This is a genomic window from Sphingomonas sp. FW306-1B-B10E (assembly GCF_058782005.1).
The window spans coordinates 83,113-99,203 of record NZ_JBYSXG010000008.1; the positions used below are offsets into that span (position 1 = coordinate 83,113).

A 16,091-nucleotide genomic window follows, 5' to 3' on the forward strand; every position below is an offset into this window, starting at 1 on the left:
GAGCCGTCAAGCGGGTATCGGCCGGATGCCTAGCCAGCGGCGCGCGGACGGCCAGTTGGTTAGCAATAGCCGCTCGAGCAGTGCGACCGCCACGAGGGTCGCGCCGAACAGCGGCATCGCCAGGGCGAGAAGCAGCACCGCGCCGATCAACAGCGGCCCGTAGCGCGGGCGCGACAGCGGGATGGGGGCGCCGAGCAGCCCTTGCGGTCGCCGGCGCCACCACATCACCGCACCCGAAACCGAGAGCGTGGCGAGGAGAAAGGCGGTCAGCGTGCCGAGCAATTGGTTGGCGAGGCCGAACAGCGCGCCTTCATGCGCAGCGATGCCATAGCCGACGACGCGATCGAGCCAGTGGCGATCGGCGAAGTCGCGCCGCGATGTCAGTGCGCCGGTGGTCCCGTCAATGGTGATGCTGGTGCGCAGCGGACGATCGGCGGCGTCCGAGGTCACCGTCCAGTCGGTGCCCTTGGTCGGCGGTGCGACCAGGACGGGCGGTGCGATGCCGAGCGGATATGTCGCGGCGACGACGCGGTCGAGCGCGGCGCTGGGGGCGGCGACATGCGCCATTCCCATGCCTTCATGCTCGGCATGGTCGCCAAGCATCGCGCCGCGGGCGCCGATCGTCCAATCCTGCGGACCTTCGATCGCGCCGGTGGCGGTGCGGACCTCCTTGAAATAGCTGCCCCAGAACTTGGCCCAGGGCAGTCCTGTGGAGATCAGGAACAGCGCCAGCACGGCGACCCAGATCCCCGCCACGGCGTGCAGGTCGCGCCAGAACAGCCGCCTGCCGCTGCGCAACCGCGGATAGAGCACCCCGCCGAGCCCGCGGGCACGCCGCGGCCACCACAGGTAGAGGCCGGTGAGCAGCATCGTCACCGTCCAGCACGCGGCGATCTCAACCAGATAGCTGCCGGCATTGCCGGCGCGGAAGGTGCCGTGCAGGTCCGAGACGACGCGCAGCGGGCGTTCGCTCTCGGCCTCAGTGCGCAGCACGCGCAACCGGTACGGATCGACATAGACGCGCGTCTCCACCCCTTGACGGCCGACGATGATCCGCACGGCTTCGCCCGGCGCTTGAGGGAGCTGGTATTTGTGCAGCGTGGCGCCGGGAACCGCGGCCAGCGCCGCGCGCACTTGCGCATCGGCGCTGGTGCGCGTTCCAGCCGGGATCAGTGTGTCGTACGGCCGTTCGAGCCACGCCTCGATCTGCGGCTTCCACAGATAGATCGTGCCCGTCGCAGCGAGCCACAGCACGAAGGGCATGCAGAACAGCCCGGCATAGAAATGCCAGCGCCACACCGCATTGTACCAGCGCGAACCCTGCGCGGCCGCCATCAGAACGCCGCCCGCATGCCGGCGAAGACGCTGCGACGCTCGACCGGCGTGAAGATCGCGCTGCTCTGGTCGCCGGGCAGTGCCGGATTGTCGGGGAGATAGCGGACCACCGCCGAGATATCGCCGACCGCCTTACGCCCGGCAAGGTTGCGCGCATCGGCGAACAGCGTGATGCCCGGCCGCACTTCCGCCTCCGCCGTCGCGCCGAACAGTGCATAGCCGCGGGTGCGAAAGCTGTTGGCATAGTCAGACCACGCGCCGCGCGGCACCCATTCCACGTTCGGCGCGACGTGAAGCGCGTCGCTGCCCAACCGCAACTCGGCGCGGTACAATTGCTCGGGGATCACCGGCAGCCGATTGTCTCCGAACTGCGCGTCGTCGCGAAAGCGGAAGTCGTTTAGCTGCCATACCTGCCGCAGCCGCGCCCAAGCGGCGAGATCGAGATCGAGGCCCAGCTCGACGCCCTGGTGCCGCGTGCGCCCGGCGTTGAAGGTCGATACCGGTATCCCGACGCCGATGTCATATTGAAGCAATTCGCCGTCGAGATCGGCACGATAGATGCTGAGATCGAAGTGCAACGGCCCGATGCGGCCGCGCCCGCCCACTTCCGCGGTCCAGCCGCGCTGCGCGTCGAGCGGCACGAAGTTCGAAAGCTGGGCGAGTTCGATGAATCCGGGCAGCTCATGGCTACGGCTGAGATTGGCGTAGAACTGGACAGTTCCACCCGGCTCGAACAGCAGCCCGAGCTTGGGCGAGAGCTGGTCGAAGGTCGAACGGCCGCTGGTCACCGTCGGGAAGACCTGGTCCTGCCGCCGCAGCCCCGAAGTGTAGATCCCGCCCGCGATCAGGGTCAGCTGCGCGACCGGACGGACCCGCGCCTCGACATAGGCGTCGATCGTGCGGGCCTGCTGATCGGCCTGAAAGGTCTTGGCGCCCGCTTCGCCGTTCAGGTTGACGAAGCGGCGTGAAGCGACGTCGCCGAAGCGCGCAGTAACGCCGGCCGTGACGCCGAACATGCCGAAATCCTGATCGAGTCGGGCATAACTGCCCCAATCGAGCGATTTCTGGTCCACGACCTGGTAGATCGGGTGATGCAGCTGCTTGGCATTGAGGAACAGCCCGATATCGAGCTTGCCGGCGCCGAGTGCGATGCTGGTGCGGTTCTGCAGCCGCAGCGAGTCGATGTCGCGCGCCTGGTCTAGCGCGAAATTGCCGGTCCCCGGCGCATTGCGCGCGACATCATAGGTCAGCGCGCCGGGAAGCTCCTGCCGGATCGCCTGCGCGCTGGCATAGAAGCGCGTCTCGATCGTGTCGCTCAGCCGCAGCCCGACATTGCCATTGACGCGCAGTGCCTTGCGCCGGGCATGATCGCGATCGCCGTCGGAGCGATCACCCGCGATCGCCAGCCACGCGTCGCCACGCGCATCGGCATAGCCGGCGCTGGCGAAGCCGCGCAGCGTATCGAAGCTGCCGCCGTCGAGCCGCAGATGCACGCCGCTCGACGAGCGGCCGGTCGGCGTCACGCCATTGACCGCGCCGCCTAGGGTCGAGGCGCTGAAGCGCAATGCATTGGCGCCGCGGAACACTTCGACATGCTGGAGGAACGCGGGGTCGAGCTCCTGGAAGTCGCCATTGTCGTCGGCGAGGTTGATCGGGATGCCGTCCTGCAACAGCGTCAGCCCGCGCATGTGATAGCCGCGGCTGATTCCCGAACCGCGGATCGACAGGCGCACCTCCTGCCCGAAGCGCGGCTGGGCATAGACGCCGGGCGAGAAGGCCAGCGCGTCGCGCAGCGACACCGCGAGCTTGTCGTCGAAATCTGTAGCGGGGACGACATTGGCGCCGCCCGGTGTCTCGCCGACCCGCTGGATGGCCTGCGCGACCAGTCGTTCGGCAGTGACGACGATCTCTTCGTGGGGCCTTTCCTGGGCGAGAGCGGGAAGGGCGGCAAACAAGAGGGGCGCGCCGAGCAGCGCGCGGACGGACTTCGACATGGACGGATCCTCAGCAGATAACGAGCAGAGGCGTGCGCAGCGGCACGCCGGCAGCGTCAGCCGAGGTGGGGAGGGCCGGTTGCGAGCGGGGGCGGGGCGGCGAGGCCGCGTCCCGGGATCGTCTTGAGCCGCAATTGCGGCGCGAGCTCGGCGGGCGGCTGCGGCACCGGCAGCGCGAGTGGAGCGCTGGAGAGCAGCGGCAACGCCGCCATAGCGAAGGCGCAGGGCTGATCGCCGCCCTTTTGGTGCTCGGCAGGCGCCTTCTTGCCGATCGCCTCGGCGAGCAGCGCCTTGGCCTCGCCGAGCGCCGCAGGACCGCTATAGCCGCTGTCCGCGCACCAGGAGAGCGTCACGCCGGCGGCGTTTGTCTGGGGCATCCACCCGGCAGGAACCGCGACGCGCAGCAGCAACGCACAGCCGATCAGCAGCAGCGCGAGGCGCTGCCAGGGGGTTCGCTGCAGGGTTGCCGCTTCGGTCACGCCACGGCCTCTATCGGAGCCGCTCGCGGGAACAAGCGGACAATTCGTCCACCCTCAGCCGGCGACCGGCAGGCGCAGGCTGCCGTCGGGCTCGTAATGGAGTTCGCTATACGCGATCACGGCGTCGAGCGGCAGCGCGGCATAGATGTGTGGGAACAGCTGGCCGCCGCGTGAGGGCTCCCACTTCACCGCCTCGCCCAGCGCGTCGAGATCGACTGCCGCCAGCCACAGGCCGCTCTGTCCGGCGAAATGCTTGTCGATCGTCTCCTGCAGCTGCGCCGCGGTGGAGAGGTGGATGTAGCCGTCCTCGAGGTCGACCGGCGCGCCGGCGAAGCTGCCATCGGTTTCCAGCGCGGTCATCTGGTCGGTGGTGAGCACTTTGTAGGCGGTGGTGTCGGGCATCTGTGCTCTCCGTGGCTGCTGAGGCGATTACCCCGTGGGGACCGCATTGGTTCCCACAGAGGCAGGCCGCTCCCCTCCCGTTCGTGCTGAGCTTGTCGAAGCACTGTCCTCCTGCTGGCGACGGTAGCGAAGAAGTACGGACCTTCGACAAGCTCAGGGCGAACGGGTTTGGCGAGGTGCTTGGCCTAAATTACTGCCCGTCCTCAGGCCCCGCCGCGAGGTCCTCGCTGGTCGTGCCATCCGGCGTAGGCTCGGTCGCAACTGCGCCGTCTGCCAGGTTGACCTCGGCTTCCTCCTCGCTCTCCTCGATCCGCGCGGCCGAGACGACATGCTCGTTGTCGGCGACGCGGAAGAGGATCACGCCCTGGGTGTTGCGCCCGGTGACGCGCACCGAACCCACGGTGGTGCGGATCAGCTTGGCCTGGTCGGTGACCAGCATCAGCTGCTCGCCATTATGCGCCGGGAAGCTTGCCACGACGGGTCCATTGCGGTCCGAACTGACGATGTTCGTGATGCCCTGGCCGCCGCGGTTGGTGCGGCGATATTCATAAGCCGAGGTGCGCTTGCCATAGCCGTTGGCAGTGACGGTGAGGACGAACTCCTCCGCCGCCTCGAATTCGGCCATGCGCTCGGGGGTGAGGGTGATCTCGCGATCGCCTTCCTTCCACGGCGCTGCCTTGAGATAGTCCTCGCGCTCCTGCGGCGTCGCGTCGAAGCCGCGCAGCACCGACAGCGAGATGACTTCGTCGCCCTCGGCCAGCCGCGCGCCGCGCACGCCGGTGGAATCGCGGCTCTGGAACTCGCGGACGTCGGTCGCTGCGAAACGGATTGCCTTGCCCTGCTTGGTCGCGAGCAGAACGTCATTGTCCTCGGTGAGCAGCGACACGCCGATCAGGCGATCCTCTGACCCTTCCTCGAACTTCATCGCGATCTTGCCGTTGGTGCGGATGTTGGCGAACGCGTCCATCGAGTTGCGGCGCACCGAGCCCTTGGCGGTCGCGAACATCACGTGGAGCGCCCCCCACTGGCTCTCATCCTCGGGCAGCGGCAGCACGGTCGAGATCGTCTCGCCGTTCGCCAGCGGCAGCAGGTTGATCATCGGGCGCCCGCGTGTCGCCGGCCCGCCCTCGGGCAGGCGCCAGACCTTCATCCGATAGACCTTGCCGTGGTTCGAGAAGAACAAAACCGGCGTGTGGGTCGACGTGACGAAGAGGTGCGTCACCGCGTCCTCGTCCTTGGTCGCCATCCCGGCGCGGCCCTTGCCGCCCTTGTTCTGGGCGCGGAAGGTATCGAGCGGGGTACGCTTGATATAGCCTTCCATGGTCACCGTGACGACCATGTCCTCGCGCTCGATCAGGTCCTCGTCCTCGATCCCGTCGGCGGCGGCGGCGATCTCGGTGCGGCGCGGCGTGGCATATTGGTCGCGGACCGCGGTCAGTTCCTCGACGATAACTTCGTAGAGGCGTGCGCGATTGCCGAGGATCTCGAGCAACTCGGCGATCGACTCGGCGAGCTTGGCGAGTTCATCGCCGATCTCGTCGCGGCCGAGCGCGGTCAGGCGGTGGAGGCGCAGGTCGAGGATCGCGCGGACCTGCACTTCGCTCAGCCGGTAACTGTCGCCGGTGACCTCGGTGTCGACGGCCTCGACGAGACGGATATAGGGCGCGATCTCGGCGATCGGCCATTCGCGGGTGAGCAACCGGTCGCGCGCCACCGCCGGGCTCGGCGAGCTGCGGATGATCGCCACGACCTCGTCGAGGTTGGTGACCGCGATGACGAGGCCGAGCAAGATGTGCGCACGGTCGCGCGCCTTGGCGAGCTCGAACTTCGAGCGGCGGGTGATGACCTCTTCGCGGAACTTGACGAACGCCTCGATGATGTCGCGCAGGTTGAGCAGCTCGGGGCGGCCGCCGCGGATCGCCAGCATGTTGGCCGGGAAGGACGACTGCGCCGGGGTGTTGCGCCAAATCTGGTTGAGCACGACCTCGGGAGTCGCGTCGCGCTTGAGATCGATGACGATGCGAACGCCTTCGCGGCTCGATTCGTCGCGAATGTCGCTGACGCCTTCGATCCGCTTCTCCTTGGCGGCCTCGGCGATCTTCTCGACCAGCGCGTTCTTGCCTTGCTGGTACGGAATCTCGGTGAGCACAATCGAGCGCCGCTCGCCGCGCTGCTCGAACGTGTGCCGGCTGCGCACGATGATCGAGCCGCGGCCGGTCTGGTAGGCGCTGCGGCAGCCGCTGCGGCCGAGGATGATCGCGCCGGTCGGGAAGTCCGGACCGGGGACGATCTCCATCAGCTCCTCGACCGAGATCGCGCCGTTCTCGATATAGGCGAGGCAGGCATTGACCACTTCGCCGAGATTGTGCGGCGGAATATTGGTCGCCATGCCCACCGCGATGCCGCCGGCGCCGTTGACCAGCAGGTTCGGATAGCGGGCGGGGAGGACCGTCGGCTCGCTCTCGGAGCCGTCATAATTGTCCTGGAAGTCGACCGTGTCCTTGTCGATGTCGTCGAGCAGCGCGGAGGCGACCTTGGCGAGGCGCGCTTCGGTGTAGCGCATCGCCGCGGGCGGATCGGGATCCATCGAGCCGAAATTGCCCTGGCCGTCGATCAGCGGCACGCGCATCGCCCAGTCCTGGGCCATGCGGGCCATCGCATCGTAGATCGAGCTGTCGCCGTGCGGATGGTATTTGCCCATAACGTCGCCGACGAGGCGGGCCGACTTGCGATAGGCGCGGCCGGCGACATAGCCGCCTTCCTGCGCGGCATAGAGGATGCGGCGGTGGACCGGCTTCAGGCCGTCGCGAACGTCGGGCAGGGCGCGCGCCACGATCACGCTCATCGCGTAATCGAGGTACGAGGTCTTCATCTCGTCGACGATCGAGATCGGGGTAATATCGGAAGGGTCGGCGAGGAGGGTCTCGTCGGTCAAAGTGCCACGCTTTCGGAGTTTGTTACGTTACGATGGCTCTAGCGCGCCCGATACCACCTGCCAACCCCGCGCGCTCGCGCGTACGCGCGCGTAAGGGCGGACCGGCGGCGGTCCCGGAGCGCCGGGAGGGAACGCGAAACGCGTTCAATCGTCGTTCAGGCCGTGCGCACCATCGCGAACGCAAACACGTCCGCTTGAACGGCGCGCGCCGGGCATTTACAGGACCGCCAAACCGTCTGCCGGTCCCACGAGGAGAGTAGTACATGACGTTCGTTTCGAAGCTCGCGCTGGCTGGTGCGCTGACGCTGGGCGCCGCCACGGTGAGTGCCGCTCCGGCGCTCGCGCAAAAGGCGGACAAGGCGAATGCCGGGCCCGAGCTCAAGGTCAGCGACGAGTTCCGCAAGCCCGCCGCCGCGGCCGACGCCGCGCTCAAGGCGAAGGATCTCGCCACCGCCGAGACGCAGATCGCCGCCGCCGAGGCCTTGGCCAAGAACGACGACGAGAAATATTACTCGGCCTATATGCGGCTGCTGCTTGAGCTCGAGCGCAAGAACCAGCCCGGCCAGATGAAGGCGCTGGGCATCCTCGCCAGCAACCCCAAGACGCCTGCCGATCGCGTCAACGTCTATGGCAGCCTGTACAATTACATGCTCGGCGCGGAGCTGATCAACCAGAAGAAGGCGGCGGAGGCGATCCCGGCCTTGCTCAAGGCCCGCCAGCTTGGCTCGAACGAGCCCGATCTGCCGGTGCTCCTCGCCAATGCCTATGCTGCCACCGGCAAGAACGCTGAATCGATCGCCGAGGTCAATCGCGCGATCGAGGCGAGCAAGGCCGCCGGCCGCAAGCCGCCGGTTGACTGGTACAAGTTCGTGATCTCGCGCGTGAACGCCGGCGGTGACCGTGCCGCGACGGCAGACTGGCTCAAGCGCTTCATCAGCGAATACCCGACTGCGCAGAACTGGCGCTGGGCGATCCAGATCTTCCGCCAGGGCGCGCCGGCCGCCGCCAACACCAAGACCGATCGGATCAACCTCTATCGCCTGCAGCGCGCGACCAATGTGCTCGCCGACCGCGGTGACTATGCCGATTACGCTTACGCCGCGCAGCAGTCGGGCCTTCCCTGGGAAGCCGTCTCGGTGATCGACGAGGGCCGCAAGGCGGGCAAGATCCCGGCGGGCGATGCCGACGTCCAGAAGACGTACACCGCCGCGCAGGCCGCGGTGAAATCGGAAGGCTCGCTCGAGGGCGTCGCCAAGCAGTCGGCCACTGCCAGCAATGGCAAGACCGCGCAACAGACCGGCGACGCATTCCTCGCCGCGGGCAATTATGCCCGCGCGGTCGAGCTGTACGATCTGTCGCTCCAGAAGGGCGGCGTCGATGCCGACGAAGTGAACCTCAACCGCGGCGTCGCGCTGCGCGCGCTGGGTCGCAAGGACGACGCCCGCACGGCGTTCCAGGCGGTCAAGGGCGCCTGGGCCAACACCGCTTTGCTGTGGCAGGCGTCGCTGGACTTCCCGCCGCTCGCCTGAGCGACGGCGTCATCGGAAACAGGAGAGGGGCGGCCGCAAATGCCGCCCCTTTTCACATCTCGGGGACGGGAACTCCGGGCAGCGCCTTCGAGGTGCGTATCGTCAGCGAGGTCTTGACGTGCTCGACATTGGGCGCGGTGGTCAGCTGCGTGGTCAGGATCTGCTGGAAGCTCTGCAGGTCCGGGGCGACGATCTTGAGGATGAAGTCGATCTCGCCGTTGAGCATGTGGCATTCGCGGACTTCGGGAATGTCCGCCACCAGTTGCTCAAACGCGCGCAGGTCGCTCTCGGCTTGGCTCTTGAGGCTGACCATCGCGAAGACGGTGAGGTTGTAGCCGAGCGCCGACGGATCGAGTGACGCATGATAACCGCTGATCGCGCCTTGCTGCTCGAGCGCGCGCACCCGGCGCAGGCAGGGCGGGGCCGTGAGGCCCACCCGCTCGGCGAGCTCGACATTGGTCATCCGGCCGTTATCTTGCAGCAGTCCAAGGATCCGCACGTCGATCTCGTCGAACCGCATGGGATCCTCTCTTTCAATGTTGATTCGTTGCATTGATCGGTTGCTAGACTATAAGATAATTACAACGCAACGCAATTGTCCCACAATGCGACGTGCCGAAATGGCATGTTTCTAGCGGCAGCTTAAGACGTTAATAAAATCTGATGGCGCGCTTCCGCGTCGCGGGGAAGTTTAAGGCGCGTGCGCTTCGACGACACTCTGGAAACGGTGCTGACTGCCGACCTGGGAACGCCCTACGGCATCCAGTCGGTCTGGCGCCAGCTCGTCGACCTGATCGGTCGCCGCCGAGTGCCGCCTGCCACGCGCGCGATGGCGACGCTGCGTGCGATCCGCGCGGACGTGCCGCCCCCGGTTCGCGCGGCCAGCGCACGCGCGCTCGAATATGCCGATCCGCCCGCGGCGCTCGTCCGCCTGTTCGCGCAGGACGACGTGCCGATCGCCATCCCGGTGCTCCGCAGTGCGTGCCTGACCGCGTCCGAATGGATCCAGTTTCTGCCCGATCTCACCCCGACGGCGCGCAGCGTGCTGCGCAACCGCCGCGACCTTGGCCCCGACGTCCAGCGCGCGCTCGAGAGCTTCGGCCCGGTCGACTTCGTCTTGCCCGACGGCTCGAACGGGGCGTCGACGGAAGTTGTGGATAGATCGCGCGCGTCGATTGCGGAACCGGCGGTGGACGCGCACAATCCGGCCATGGATCACAGCGACCGGTTCCCGGCCGCGGCGGCTGCCGCGACGCCGCCGCGCCCCGTCGCGCCGCCTACTGGCGACGATTCGGGCCCGTTCGAAATTGCCGAGGTGGTCGCGCGGATCGACGCGTTCTGGCGTCACCGTGAGGAAACCGGCCCGGCCGCGCCGCCCGCATTGCTTCGCGCCGAGGAATTCCGCTTCGAGACCGACGAGAAGGGCGTGATCCGCTGGGTCGACGGCGTCAGCCGCGCGCCGGTGATCGGGCTGTCGCTGGATCTGACCGGCGAGAACGAGCATTCGCTGGTCGACGGGATCGCAGCAGGGGCATTTCGCCGTCGTGCCGGCTTCTCGACGGCGCGCATGACGATCGAAGGCGCCGCCGACGCGGCGGGCAACTGGCTGATCTCGGCGATCCCGGTGTTCGATCCCGCCAATGGCCGCTTCACCGGATATCGCGGCACCGCGCGCCGCCCGCGCGTCGACGAGCGCGCCGAGCCGGTGCGCGTGCCGTCGGGCTCGCCCGCCGAATCGCTGCGCCAGCTGGTCCACGAGCTGCGCACCCCAACCAACGCGATCGCCGGTTTCGCCGAGATGATCGAGACCCAGATGCTCGGGCCGGTATCGGACGTCTACCGCGCCCGCGCCAACGTCATCCGTACCGAGGCGCGCGAACTGCTCGGCGCGATCGACGATCTCGATCTTGCCGCGCGGATAGACAGCGACGCGCTGGCGCTGACTTCCGACCGCGTCGCGCTGCGCCCGCTGCTCGCCGCGATCGCCGAGGACCTCGCCCCGTTGCTCGAACTGCGCGGATCGATGATCGCGCTTCCCGCCGAGGACATGATCGTCGCGGGCGATCGCCGCGCAGTCGAGCGCTTGCTGTCGCGGTTGATGGCGACGCTCGTCTCGGCGACCGGCCCCGACGAACGGATCAGCGTCAAGATGGCGCTCGAGACCGACCAGCGCGTCGCATTGTCGATCGATCGCCCCACCGCGCTGGCGGACTATCCCGGTGATTCGATCCTCGGCATCGACGATGAGCGCGAGGATTCGACCCTGCTCGGCACCGGTTTCGCCTTGCGGCTGTCGCGCAACCTCGCGCGCGAGTTGGGCGGCGGCCTGGTGATCGGGCCGGCGAACTTGACTTTGCGGCTCCCCGCCGCCGTAACCAGTCGGGTGGGGCAGGCGATCTGATCTGAGCGTGGCGACGCGCGATTCCGGAAGGGGCTTTCGTCCCCCCGCAGCCGCACCGGCCGCTTTGGTGCGCTGGCCCGACGGCTTCGGCACGCGCTTCACGGTCTTCGTCGATACCGAGGAGGAGTTCGACTGGGGCGCGACGTTCAGCCGCGACGCCGGGGGCACGACTCACATGGCGGCAATGCCCGATGCGCATGCCCGCTTCGCGACCCACGGCGTTCCCCTGACCTGGCTGGTCGACTATCCGATCGCGACCTGCCCGCGCGCGGTCGAGACGTTGCGTAAGCTGGTCGCCGATGGCCGCTCGGCAGTGGGAACCCAGCTACATCCCTGGGTCAACCCGCCCTTCGAGGAAGCGCTCTCCGCGCACAACAGCTTCGCCGGCAATCTTCCCGCGGCGCTGGAGGCGCGAAAGCTCACCGGCCTGACCGAGGTGATCGCGACGGCGTTCGGCACGCCGCCGCTAATCTACCGCGCCGGCCGCTACGGGCTCGGTGAGGAGAGCTTCGCACTGCTGCGCCGGCTCGGCTACCGCGCCGATACGTCGATGCGATCGAGCTATGATTATTCGAGCGAGGGCGGCCCCGATTTCTCGGGAATCGCCAACCACGCCTTCCGCGTGGGACCTGACGGATCGATCGTCGAGCTTCCGCTGACCACGGTATTCACCGGCGCGCTGCGCCGCGGCGGGGCCATGCTCCACCGCCGGCTCGGCAGCGTGCCCCGCGGACGCGGCGTCGCGGCGCGGCTCGGCCTGCTTTCGCGCGTGGCGCTCACTCCCGAAGACATGCCGCTGGGCGACGCGCTCGAGGCGGTGCGCGTCGCGGTGGGCGAGGGAGTGCGGCTGCTCAACTTCAGCTTCCATTCGCCTTCGATCGTTCCCGGCCACACACCTTACGTCCGCGACGGCGCCGACTTGGCCGCGTTCTGGCACTGGTGGCACTCGATGTTCGCGCATCTCGCGCGACTCGGCGTAGCGCCGGCGTCGCTCGCCGAGATCCTCGACGCGGCTTGCGGCGCAGGCCCAACCTCCGCTACTGCCGCGGGCGCTGGGGGCCTGTAGCTCAATGGTTAGAGCTGGCCGCTCATAACGGCTAGGTTGCGGGTTCGAGTCCTGCCGGGCCCACCAGCGGCGGCTTGTATCGCGGCGCGCTTGGTTCTAAGCGCCCGTGGCGTCGGGGAGTGGCGCAGTCCGGTAGCGCGCCTGCTTTGGGAGCAGGATGTCGCAGGTTCGAATCCTGTCTCCCCGACCATTCCCAGCTTAGTGACCTAAGCTACTCACGCACCTCCTGCGGAATCGCGGTCTGCCGTAGCTCTTCGAATGACCCGCGGGATACCTCCCGACGCTCGGCGCGAACCTTTTCAGCGTCTCCTACGATATTCATACGCTCAGCGCGGCGCGAAGCGCGCAATAGCTCAGGCCGGAATGCGCGAATTTCGACGCAGCCTGTCGGGCCCGAGTCCGTAATGGAGGAATATCGCGATAAGCTGTTGCCGGAAATCACTTAAATCGATGCGCTGCTCAATCCGTTTTGAAATATATTGGATCGATAGCGCGGAATTATTAAAGTGTACATTTACCTTAATCATGATTGATTCGCTACCGGCAAATAAAGATTTGCAATCGGCAAGATTTAGGACGACGATGAAAGCGTAAATGTAATACTACCGAGTCGCTGCAGACCTGAATTCAGGCTGTATAAGTATATATTTGTCGAAACCACGTAGTGCGGGGGCAGCGTGCGATGACACTATCTGGCGGCGATACGGATCTTGCGCGCTTGGCGGCCGATCTGCAACGTGGTTTGAGCGGATACGTCCTGCCACCCGGCGATCCGCGCTATCTCGCCCAGACGCAGATCGACAATGGCCGCGTTCAATTGCTGCCCGCACTGATAGTGCTCGTCGATTCCGTAGCGGACGTCGTAAAGACGCTCAAATTCGCGAGGCGCCACGGGCTGCCGCTGACTGCGAAGGCGGGCGGACACAGCGCGACCGGCTATTGCCTGAACACCGGCGGCGTCGTCGTCGACTTCTCGCTGATGAATGCGATCAAGCTGGAGGGCGACACGTTGCGCGTCCAGGCAGGGACGCGCTGGATCGACATCTACGATTATCTCGGCAGCAAAGGGGACGGACTGATCCCTGTCGGCGGCGGGTGCGCGCCGGTCGGCGTCTCGGGCTTCGTGCTCGGCGGCGGGTACAGCTTCGCGTCACGCAGCTACGGGCTCAGCATCGACAATCTGATCGCACTGACGATCGTCGATGTCGACGGAAACGTCCGAACCATTTCGGGCGAAAGCACCGATCCCGCCGATATCGACCTGTTCTGGGCCTGTCGCGGCGGCGGCGGCGGCAATTTCGGGATCGTCGTCGACCTGCATCTGCAGCTGCGCAAGCCGCGCACCGCGACGATGATGGTGTCGCAGCTGCGCTACCGTACCGACCAGGCGCAGGACGTCATCGGCTTCTACAACGAATGGGTCGAGACGGTGCCGAACGAGCTCGCCTGCTACGGTGTCTGGGGCCCATATGTCGATCCCGCGACAGGGCAGACCATCTCCGCCTTCGGATTCACTTGCGTGTTCAATGGCGATTCCGCTCACGGAATGGATGCGCTCGGCCCGCTGTTCAAGCGCGACCCGTTCGTCGCGCAGATCAACAACATGACGCTGCCGCAGTTCGAGACGATGGTCGGGCGCAATACGCTGGTGGATGGGCGCTATGCCTATATCCGCTCGGGCGAGGTGCCGCCCAGGGGGCTGACCCCGGACTTCGTCGCGACCCTGGACGAGTTCATGTCGGTGTCGCCCAGCCAGCAGACCTTCATGGTGTGGACACATGCCGGCGGCGCGATCGACGATGTCGCCAAGGACACCACCGCCTTTGCGCACCGCGGCGCCCGCTTCATGCCCGAGCTCAAGGCAATCTGGCCGCGCGGCGATGTCGGGCTGACCCGCGCGAATGTCGAATGGGGCTATGCCTTTTTCGAGCAACTGCGTCCGCACTTCAGCGGCGCTTACGTCAATTACATCGACCCGCTCCAGACCGACTGGAAGCGGATGTATTACGGCGACAATTATCCGCGGCTGCTCGAGATCAAGCGCCAGGTCGATCCCGACAATTACTTCGCGTTCCAGCAGGGGATCGCGTCCGGCTTCGAACCCGATGTCAGCCAGCCGCTGGACCTCGCACCGCTCAATCGCACTTTCGTGGAGTAGCCCTCATGCTGCCGATCATCGCCCGCTGGAGCATCCTGGAAGGCAAGCGCGACGAAGCGCTGCGCGCGCTCGACGAACTTGTCGCGCTGGTCGAGGCCGAGGAGCCGTTCGTACCGATGTACACGGTCAACGTCCCCAATTTTTCGCCCGAACTGACCTCCTATCCGACGCCGGCTGCGAACGAGGTCGTCTTCCTCTCGGTGTTCGACGACTATGCCGCCTTCGAGAAGCATTTGAACGGGCTGTTTCACGCCTGGCTCGAGCGCAACAAGCAATATTTCCTGCTGAGCAACGGCAACCTGTTCGTGGTGTCGGAATGGCTCGAGCGGCACGCCGGCTTCGTCCGTCAGTCGATGGTGACGCCAGCTCCGAAAACGGGGGACAGCCAATGAAGACGCTCGGATGGATCGGCGCCGGCGCCGCGATGCTGGTTGTGGCGGGCTGCACGACGGTCGACGCGCCGGCCGGAAGCGCGCCGAGCCGCGACACGATCACCTCGGCAGGGCCGAGTGCGGTCGGCGCGGCGCCGTCGATCAATCCGGTGGTAAGCAATTGCAACACCACCTTGCCGCCGGTCGCCCCGGCGGTCGTCACGCCGGCGATCGCACAAAGCGGGCTGCCCTGCGCGGTGGCGTTCGGGGGCGGCACCGTGAACCTCGACACGCTGCAGCAGGCGTTCGACTTCAATTCCTGGCTCACCTTCGTCGCGCTCAATGCGCCTGCGAATAACGGCGCGGATGCGCCGGCGGTGTGGGAGGGGTGGCAGGACCTGTCGAGCCTGATGCTGCCCGGCGGTGCCACGCCGCCGCCGTTCGGCACCTCGGTCCCCGCGCCGTCGATCTGCACCGGCGCCGGCACCGGCGCGCCGGTGCTGCGGATGATCAGCAAGACCCCGGTGACGCCCACCGTCAGCGTCGCCGGCCAACCGCTCAACACCGGCCCGCTGATCGACCAGAACGGCAATTACGCGCGCTACCAGATCCTCGTGAACCAGCCGATGTACGACTACATCGTCGCCAACAAACTCTACAGCAAAGCGGGGCAGCAGGGGTTCGACGGGACCGTCCAGTTCCCGGTCGGTGCGGACCTGAAGCCGCAGGGCAGCGGCACGGTCGGTGCGATCGTGGTCAAGGTCGCCTGGAAGGTGCTGGCCGCGGGCGACGATCCCGCGACGTTCCATGCCGTCAAAGGCTATGTCTATTCGCCTGCGACCGGGAATACGCCGGCGACCTGCAAGGTCCAGACGCTCGGGCTGGCCGGGATCCATATCGTCCACAAGACCGCTAACGAGCCGCAATGGAATTGGGCGACGTTCGAGCATGTCGGCAATGTGCCGTCGGCGCCGACGACCACCGGGCGGTTCAACTTCTACAATCCCGCATGCGGCGCGGCAGCGTGCCCGATCAACAAGCAGCCGCCGCAGCCATGGAACCCATCGATCCAGCCTTTCCCGGGCGATTTTCACAGCCAGATCGTGCGGACGACGCAATATCCGAAGCAGGCGGTGCGTAGCGCCGCGCTGTGGAATCCGCAATTCCAGGCCGCGCTGAAGGGCAATGTGCTCGCCAATTACGAGCTGATCACCACGCAGTGGCCGACCCAGCCTACCAGCAAGACCGACCCTAACGGTGCGCCGTTCCCGCTCTTCGCCGCGAATGTGACTATGGAGACCTATGTCCAGGGCAACGTGCCGCAGGCATCGTCGAGCTGCATGGCCTGCCACGGCAACGCCACCGACGTCGCCGGCAAGACGTCCGACTTCAGCTTCGTTCTCGAAAAAGCGCAATAAGGG

General features: G+C 66.7%; 12 protein-coding genes and 2 tRNA genes. 8 read left to right on the top strand and 6 right to left on the bottom strand.

What is annotated here, in order from left to right; all coding sequences use genetic code 11:
• Positions 1-6: 6 nt before the first annotated feature.
• The 5 genes from AC3WJI_RS05060 to gyrA all read right to left on the bottom strand — a co-directional run bounded on the left by AC3WJI_RS05060 (position 7) and on the right by gyrA (position 7,145).
• Positions 7-1,335, bottom strand: a complete 1,329-nt coding sequence (locus AC3WJI_RS05060; RefSeq protein WP_492756159.1) for a PepSY-associated TM helix domain-containing protein — start codon at positions 1,333-1,335, stop codon at positions 7-9.
• Entirely contained in the window at positions 1,335-3,329 is a 1,995-nt protein-coding gene (locus AC3WJI_RS05065; RefSeq protein ID WP_492756160.1) for a TonB-dependent receptor family protein, read from the bottom strand. Before AC3WJI_RS05065 ends, AC3WJI_RS05060 begins: the two co-directional genes overlap by 1 nt.
• Positions 3,330-3,385: 56 nt before the next feature.
• Entirely contained in the window at positions 3,386-3,808 is a 423-nt protein-coding gene (locus AC3WJI_RS05070) for a hypothetical protein (RefSeq protein ID WP_492756161.1), read from the bottom strand.
• A 54-nt stretch (positions 3,809-3,862) separates the two neighbouring features.
• On the bottom strand, positions 3,863-4,210 hold the full coding sequence (locus AC3WJI_RS05075; RefSeq protein WP_492756162.1) for a DUF952 domain-containing protein: 348 nt from the start codon (positions 4,208-4,210) through the stop codon (positions 3,863-3,865).
• Positions 4,211-4,400: 190 nt separating this feature from the next.
• Entirely contained in the window at positions 4,401-7,145 is a 2,745-nt protein-coding gene (gene gyrA / locus AC3WJI_RS05080; protein WP_492756163.1) for a DNA gyrase subunit A, read from the bottom strand.
• A 263-nt stretch (positions 7,146-7,408) separates the two neighbouring features.
• Between gyrA and AC3WJI_RS05085 the strand changes: the two genes are divergently transcribed.
• On the top strand, positions 7,409-8,674 hold the full coding sequence (locus AC3WJI_RS05085) for a tetratricopeptide repeat protein (RefSeq protein WP_492756164.1): 1,266 nt from the start codon (positions 7,409-7,411) through the stop codon (positions 8,672-8,674).
• 52 nt (positions 8,675-8,726) lie between these two features.
• On the opposite strand, the gene AC3WJI_RS05090 is transcribed toward AC3WJI_RS05085, so the two are convergent.
• Positions 8,727-9,194 (bottom strand): Lrp/AsnC family transcriptional regulator, encoded by a 468-nt coding sequence (locus AC3WJI_RS05090; protein WP_492756165.1) that lies wholly within the window; start codon positions 9,192-9,194, stop codon positions 8,727-8,729.
• Positions 9,195-9,374: 180 nt separating this feature from the next.
• On the opposite strand from AC3WJI_RS05090, the gene AC3WJI_RS05095 reads away from it, so the two are divergent.
• The 7 genes from AC3WJI_RS05095 to AC3WJI_RS05125 all read left to right on the top strand — a co-directional run bounded on the left by AC3WJI_RS05095 (position 9,375) and on the right by AC3WJI_RS05125 (position 16,088).
• Positions 9,375-11,075 carry a sensor histidine kinase gene (locus AC3WJI_RS05095; protein WP_492756166.1) on the top strand — a complete coding sequence of 567 codons (1,701 nt, stop codon included), beginning with the start codon at positions 9,375-9,377 and terminating at the stop codon, positions 11,073-11,075.
• A gap of 67 nt (positions 11,076-11,142) precedes the next feature.
• Positions 11,143-12,141 (top strand): polysaccharide deacetylase family protein, encoded by a 999-nt coding sequence (locus AC3WJI_RS05100; RefSeq protein ID WP_492756167.1) that lies wholly within the window; start codon positions 11,143-11,145, stop codon positions 12,139-12,141.
• Positions 12,132-12,207: transfer RNA gene (locus tag AC3WJI_RS05105), tRNA-Ile, on the top strand. Before AC3WJI_RS05100 ends, AC3WJI_RS05105 begins: the two co-directional genes overlap by 10 nt.
• 47 nt (positions 12,208-12,254) lie before the next feature.
• Positions 12,255-12,331: transfer RNA gene (locus AC3WJI_RS05110), tRNA-Pro, on the top strand.
• Between the two features lie 552 nt (positions 12,332-12,883).
• Complete coding sequence (locus tag AC3WJI_RS05115) at positions 12,884-14,299, top strand: FAD-binding oxidoreductase (RefSeq protein WP_492756168.1); 1,416 nt, start codon at positions 12,884-12,886, stop codon at positions 14,297-14,299.
• Positions 14,300-14,304: 5 nt separating this feature from the next.
• Positions 14,305-14,691 carry a putative quinol monooxygenase gene (locus AC3WJI_RS05120; protein WP_492756169.1) on the top strand — a complete coding sequence of 129 codons (387 nt, stop codon included), beginning with the start codon at positions 14,305-14,307 and terminating at the stop codon, positions 14,689-14,691.
• Positions 14,688-16,088: a hypothetical protein gene (locus AC3WJI_RS05125; protein ID WP_492756170.1), complete on the top strand. Its 1,401-nt coding sequence runs from the start codon at positions 14,688-14,690 to the stop codon at positions 16,086-16,088. The genes AC3WJI_RS05120 and AC3WJI_RS05125 overlap by 4 nt, the downstream gene beginning before the upstream one ends.
• Positions 16,089-16,091: the final 3 nt, after the last annotated feature.

Excerpts from the sequence above, each read along its gene's own strand:
- AC3WJI_RS05060 (WP_492756159.1), bottom strand. The coding sequence starts at position 1,335 with ATGGCGGCCGCGCAGGGTTCGCGCTGGTACAATGCGGTGTGGCGCTGG.
- AC3WJI_RS05065 (WP_492756160.1), bottom strand. The coding sequence starts at position 3,329 with ATGTCGAAGTCCGTCCGCGCGCTGCTCGGCGCGCCCCTCTTGTTTGCC.
- AC3WJI_RS05075 (WP_492756162.1), bottom strand. The coding sequence starts at position 4,210 with ATGCCCGACACCACCGCCTACAAAGTGCTCACCACCGACCAGATGACC.
- AC3WJI_RS05085 (WP_492756164.1), top strand. The coding sequence starts at position 7,409 with ATGACGTTCGTTTCGAAGCTCGCGCTGGCTGGTGCGCTGACGCTGGGC.
- AC3WJI_RS05090 (WP_492756165.1), bottom strand. The coding sequence starts at position 9,194 with ATGCGGTTCGACGAGATCGACGTGCGGATCCTTGGACTGCTGCAAGAT.
- AC3WJI_RS05120 (WP_492756169.1), top strand. The coding sequence starts at position 14,305 with ATGCTGCCGATCATCGCCCGCTGGAGCATCCTGGAAGGCAAGCGCGAC.
- AC3WJI_RS05125 (WP_492756170.1), top strand. The coding sequence starts at position 14,688 with ATGAAGACGCTCGGATGGATCGGCGCCGGCGCCGCGATGCTGGTTGTG.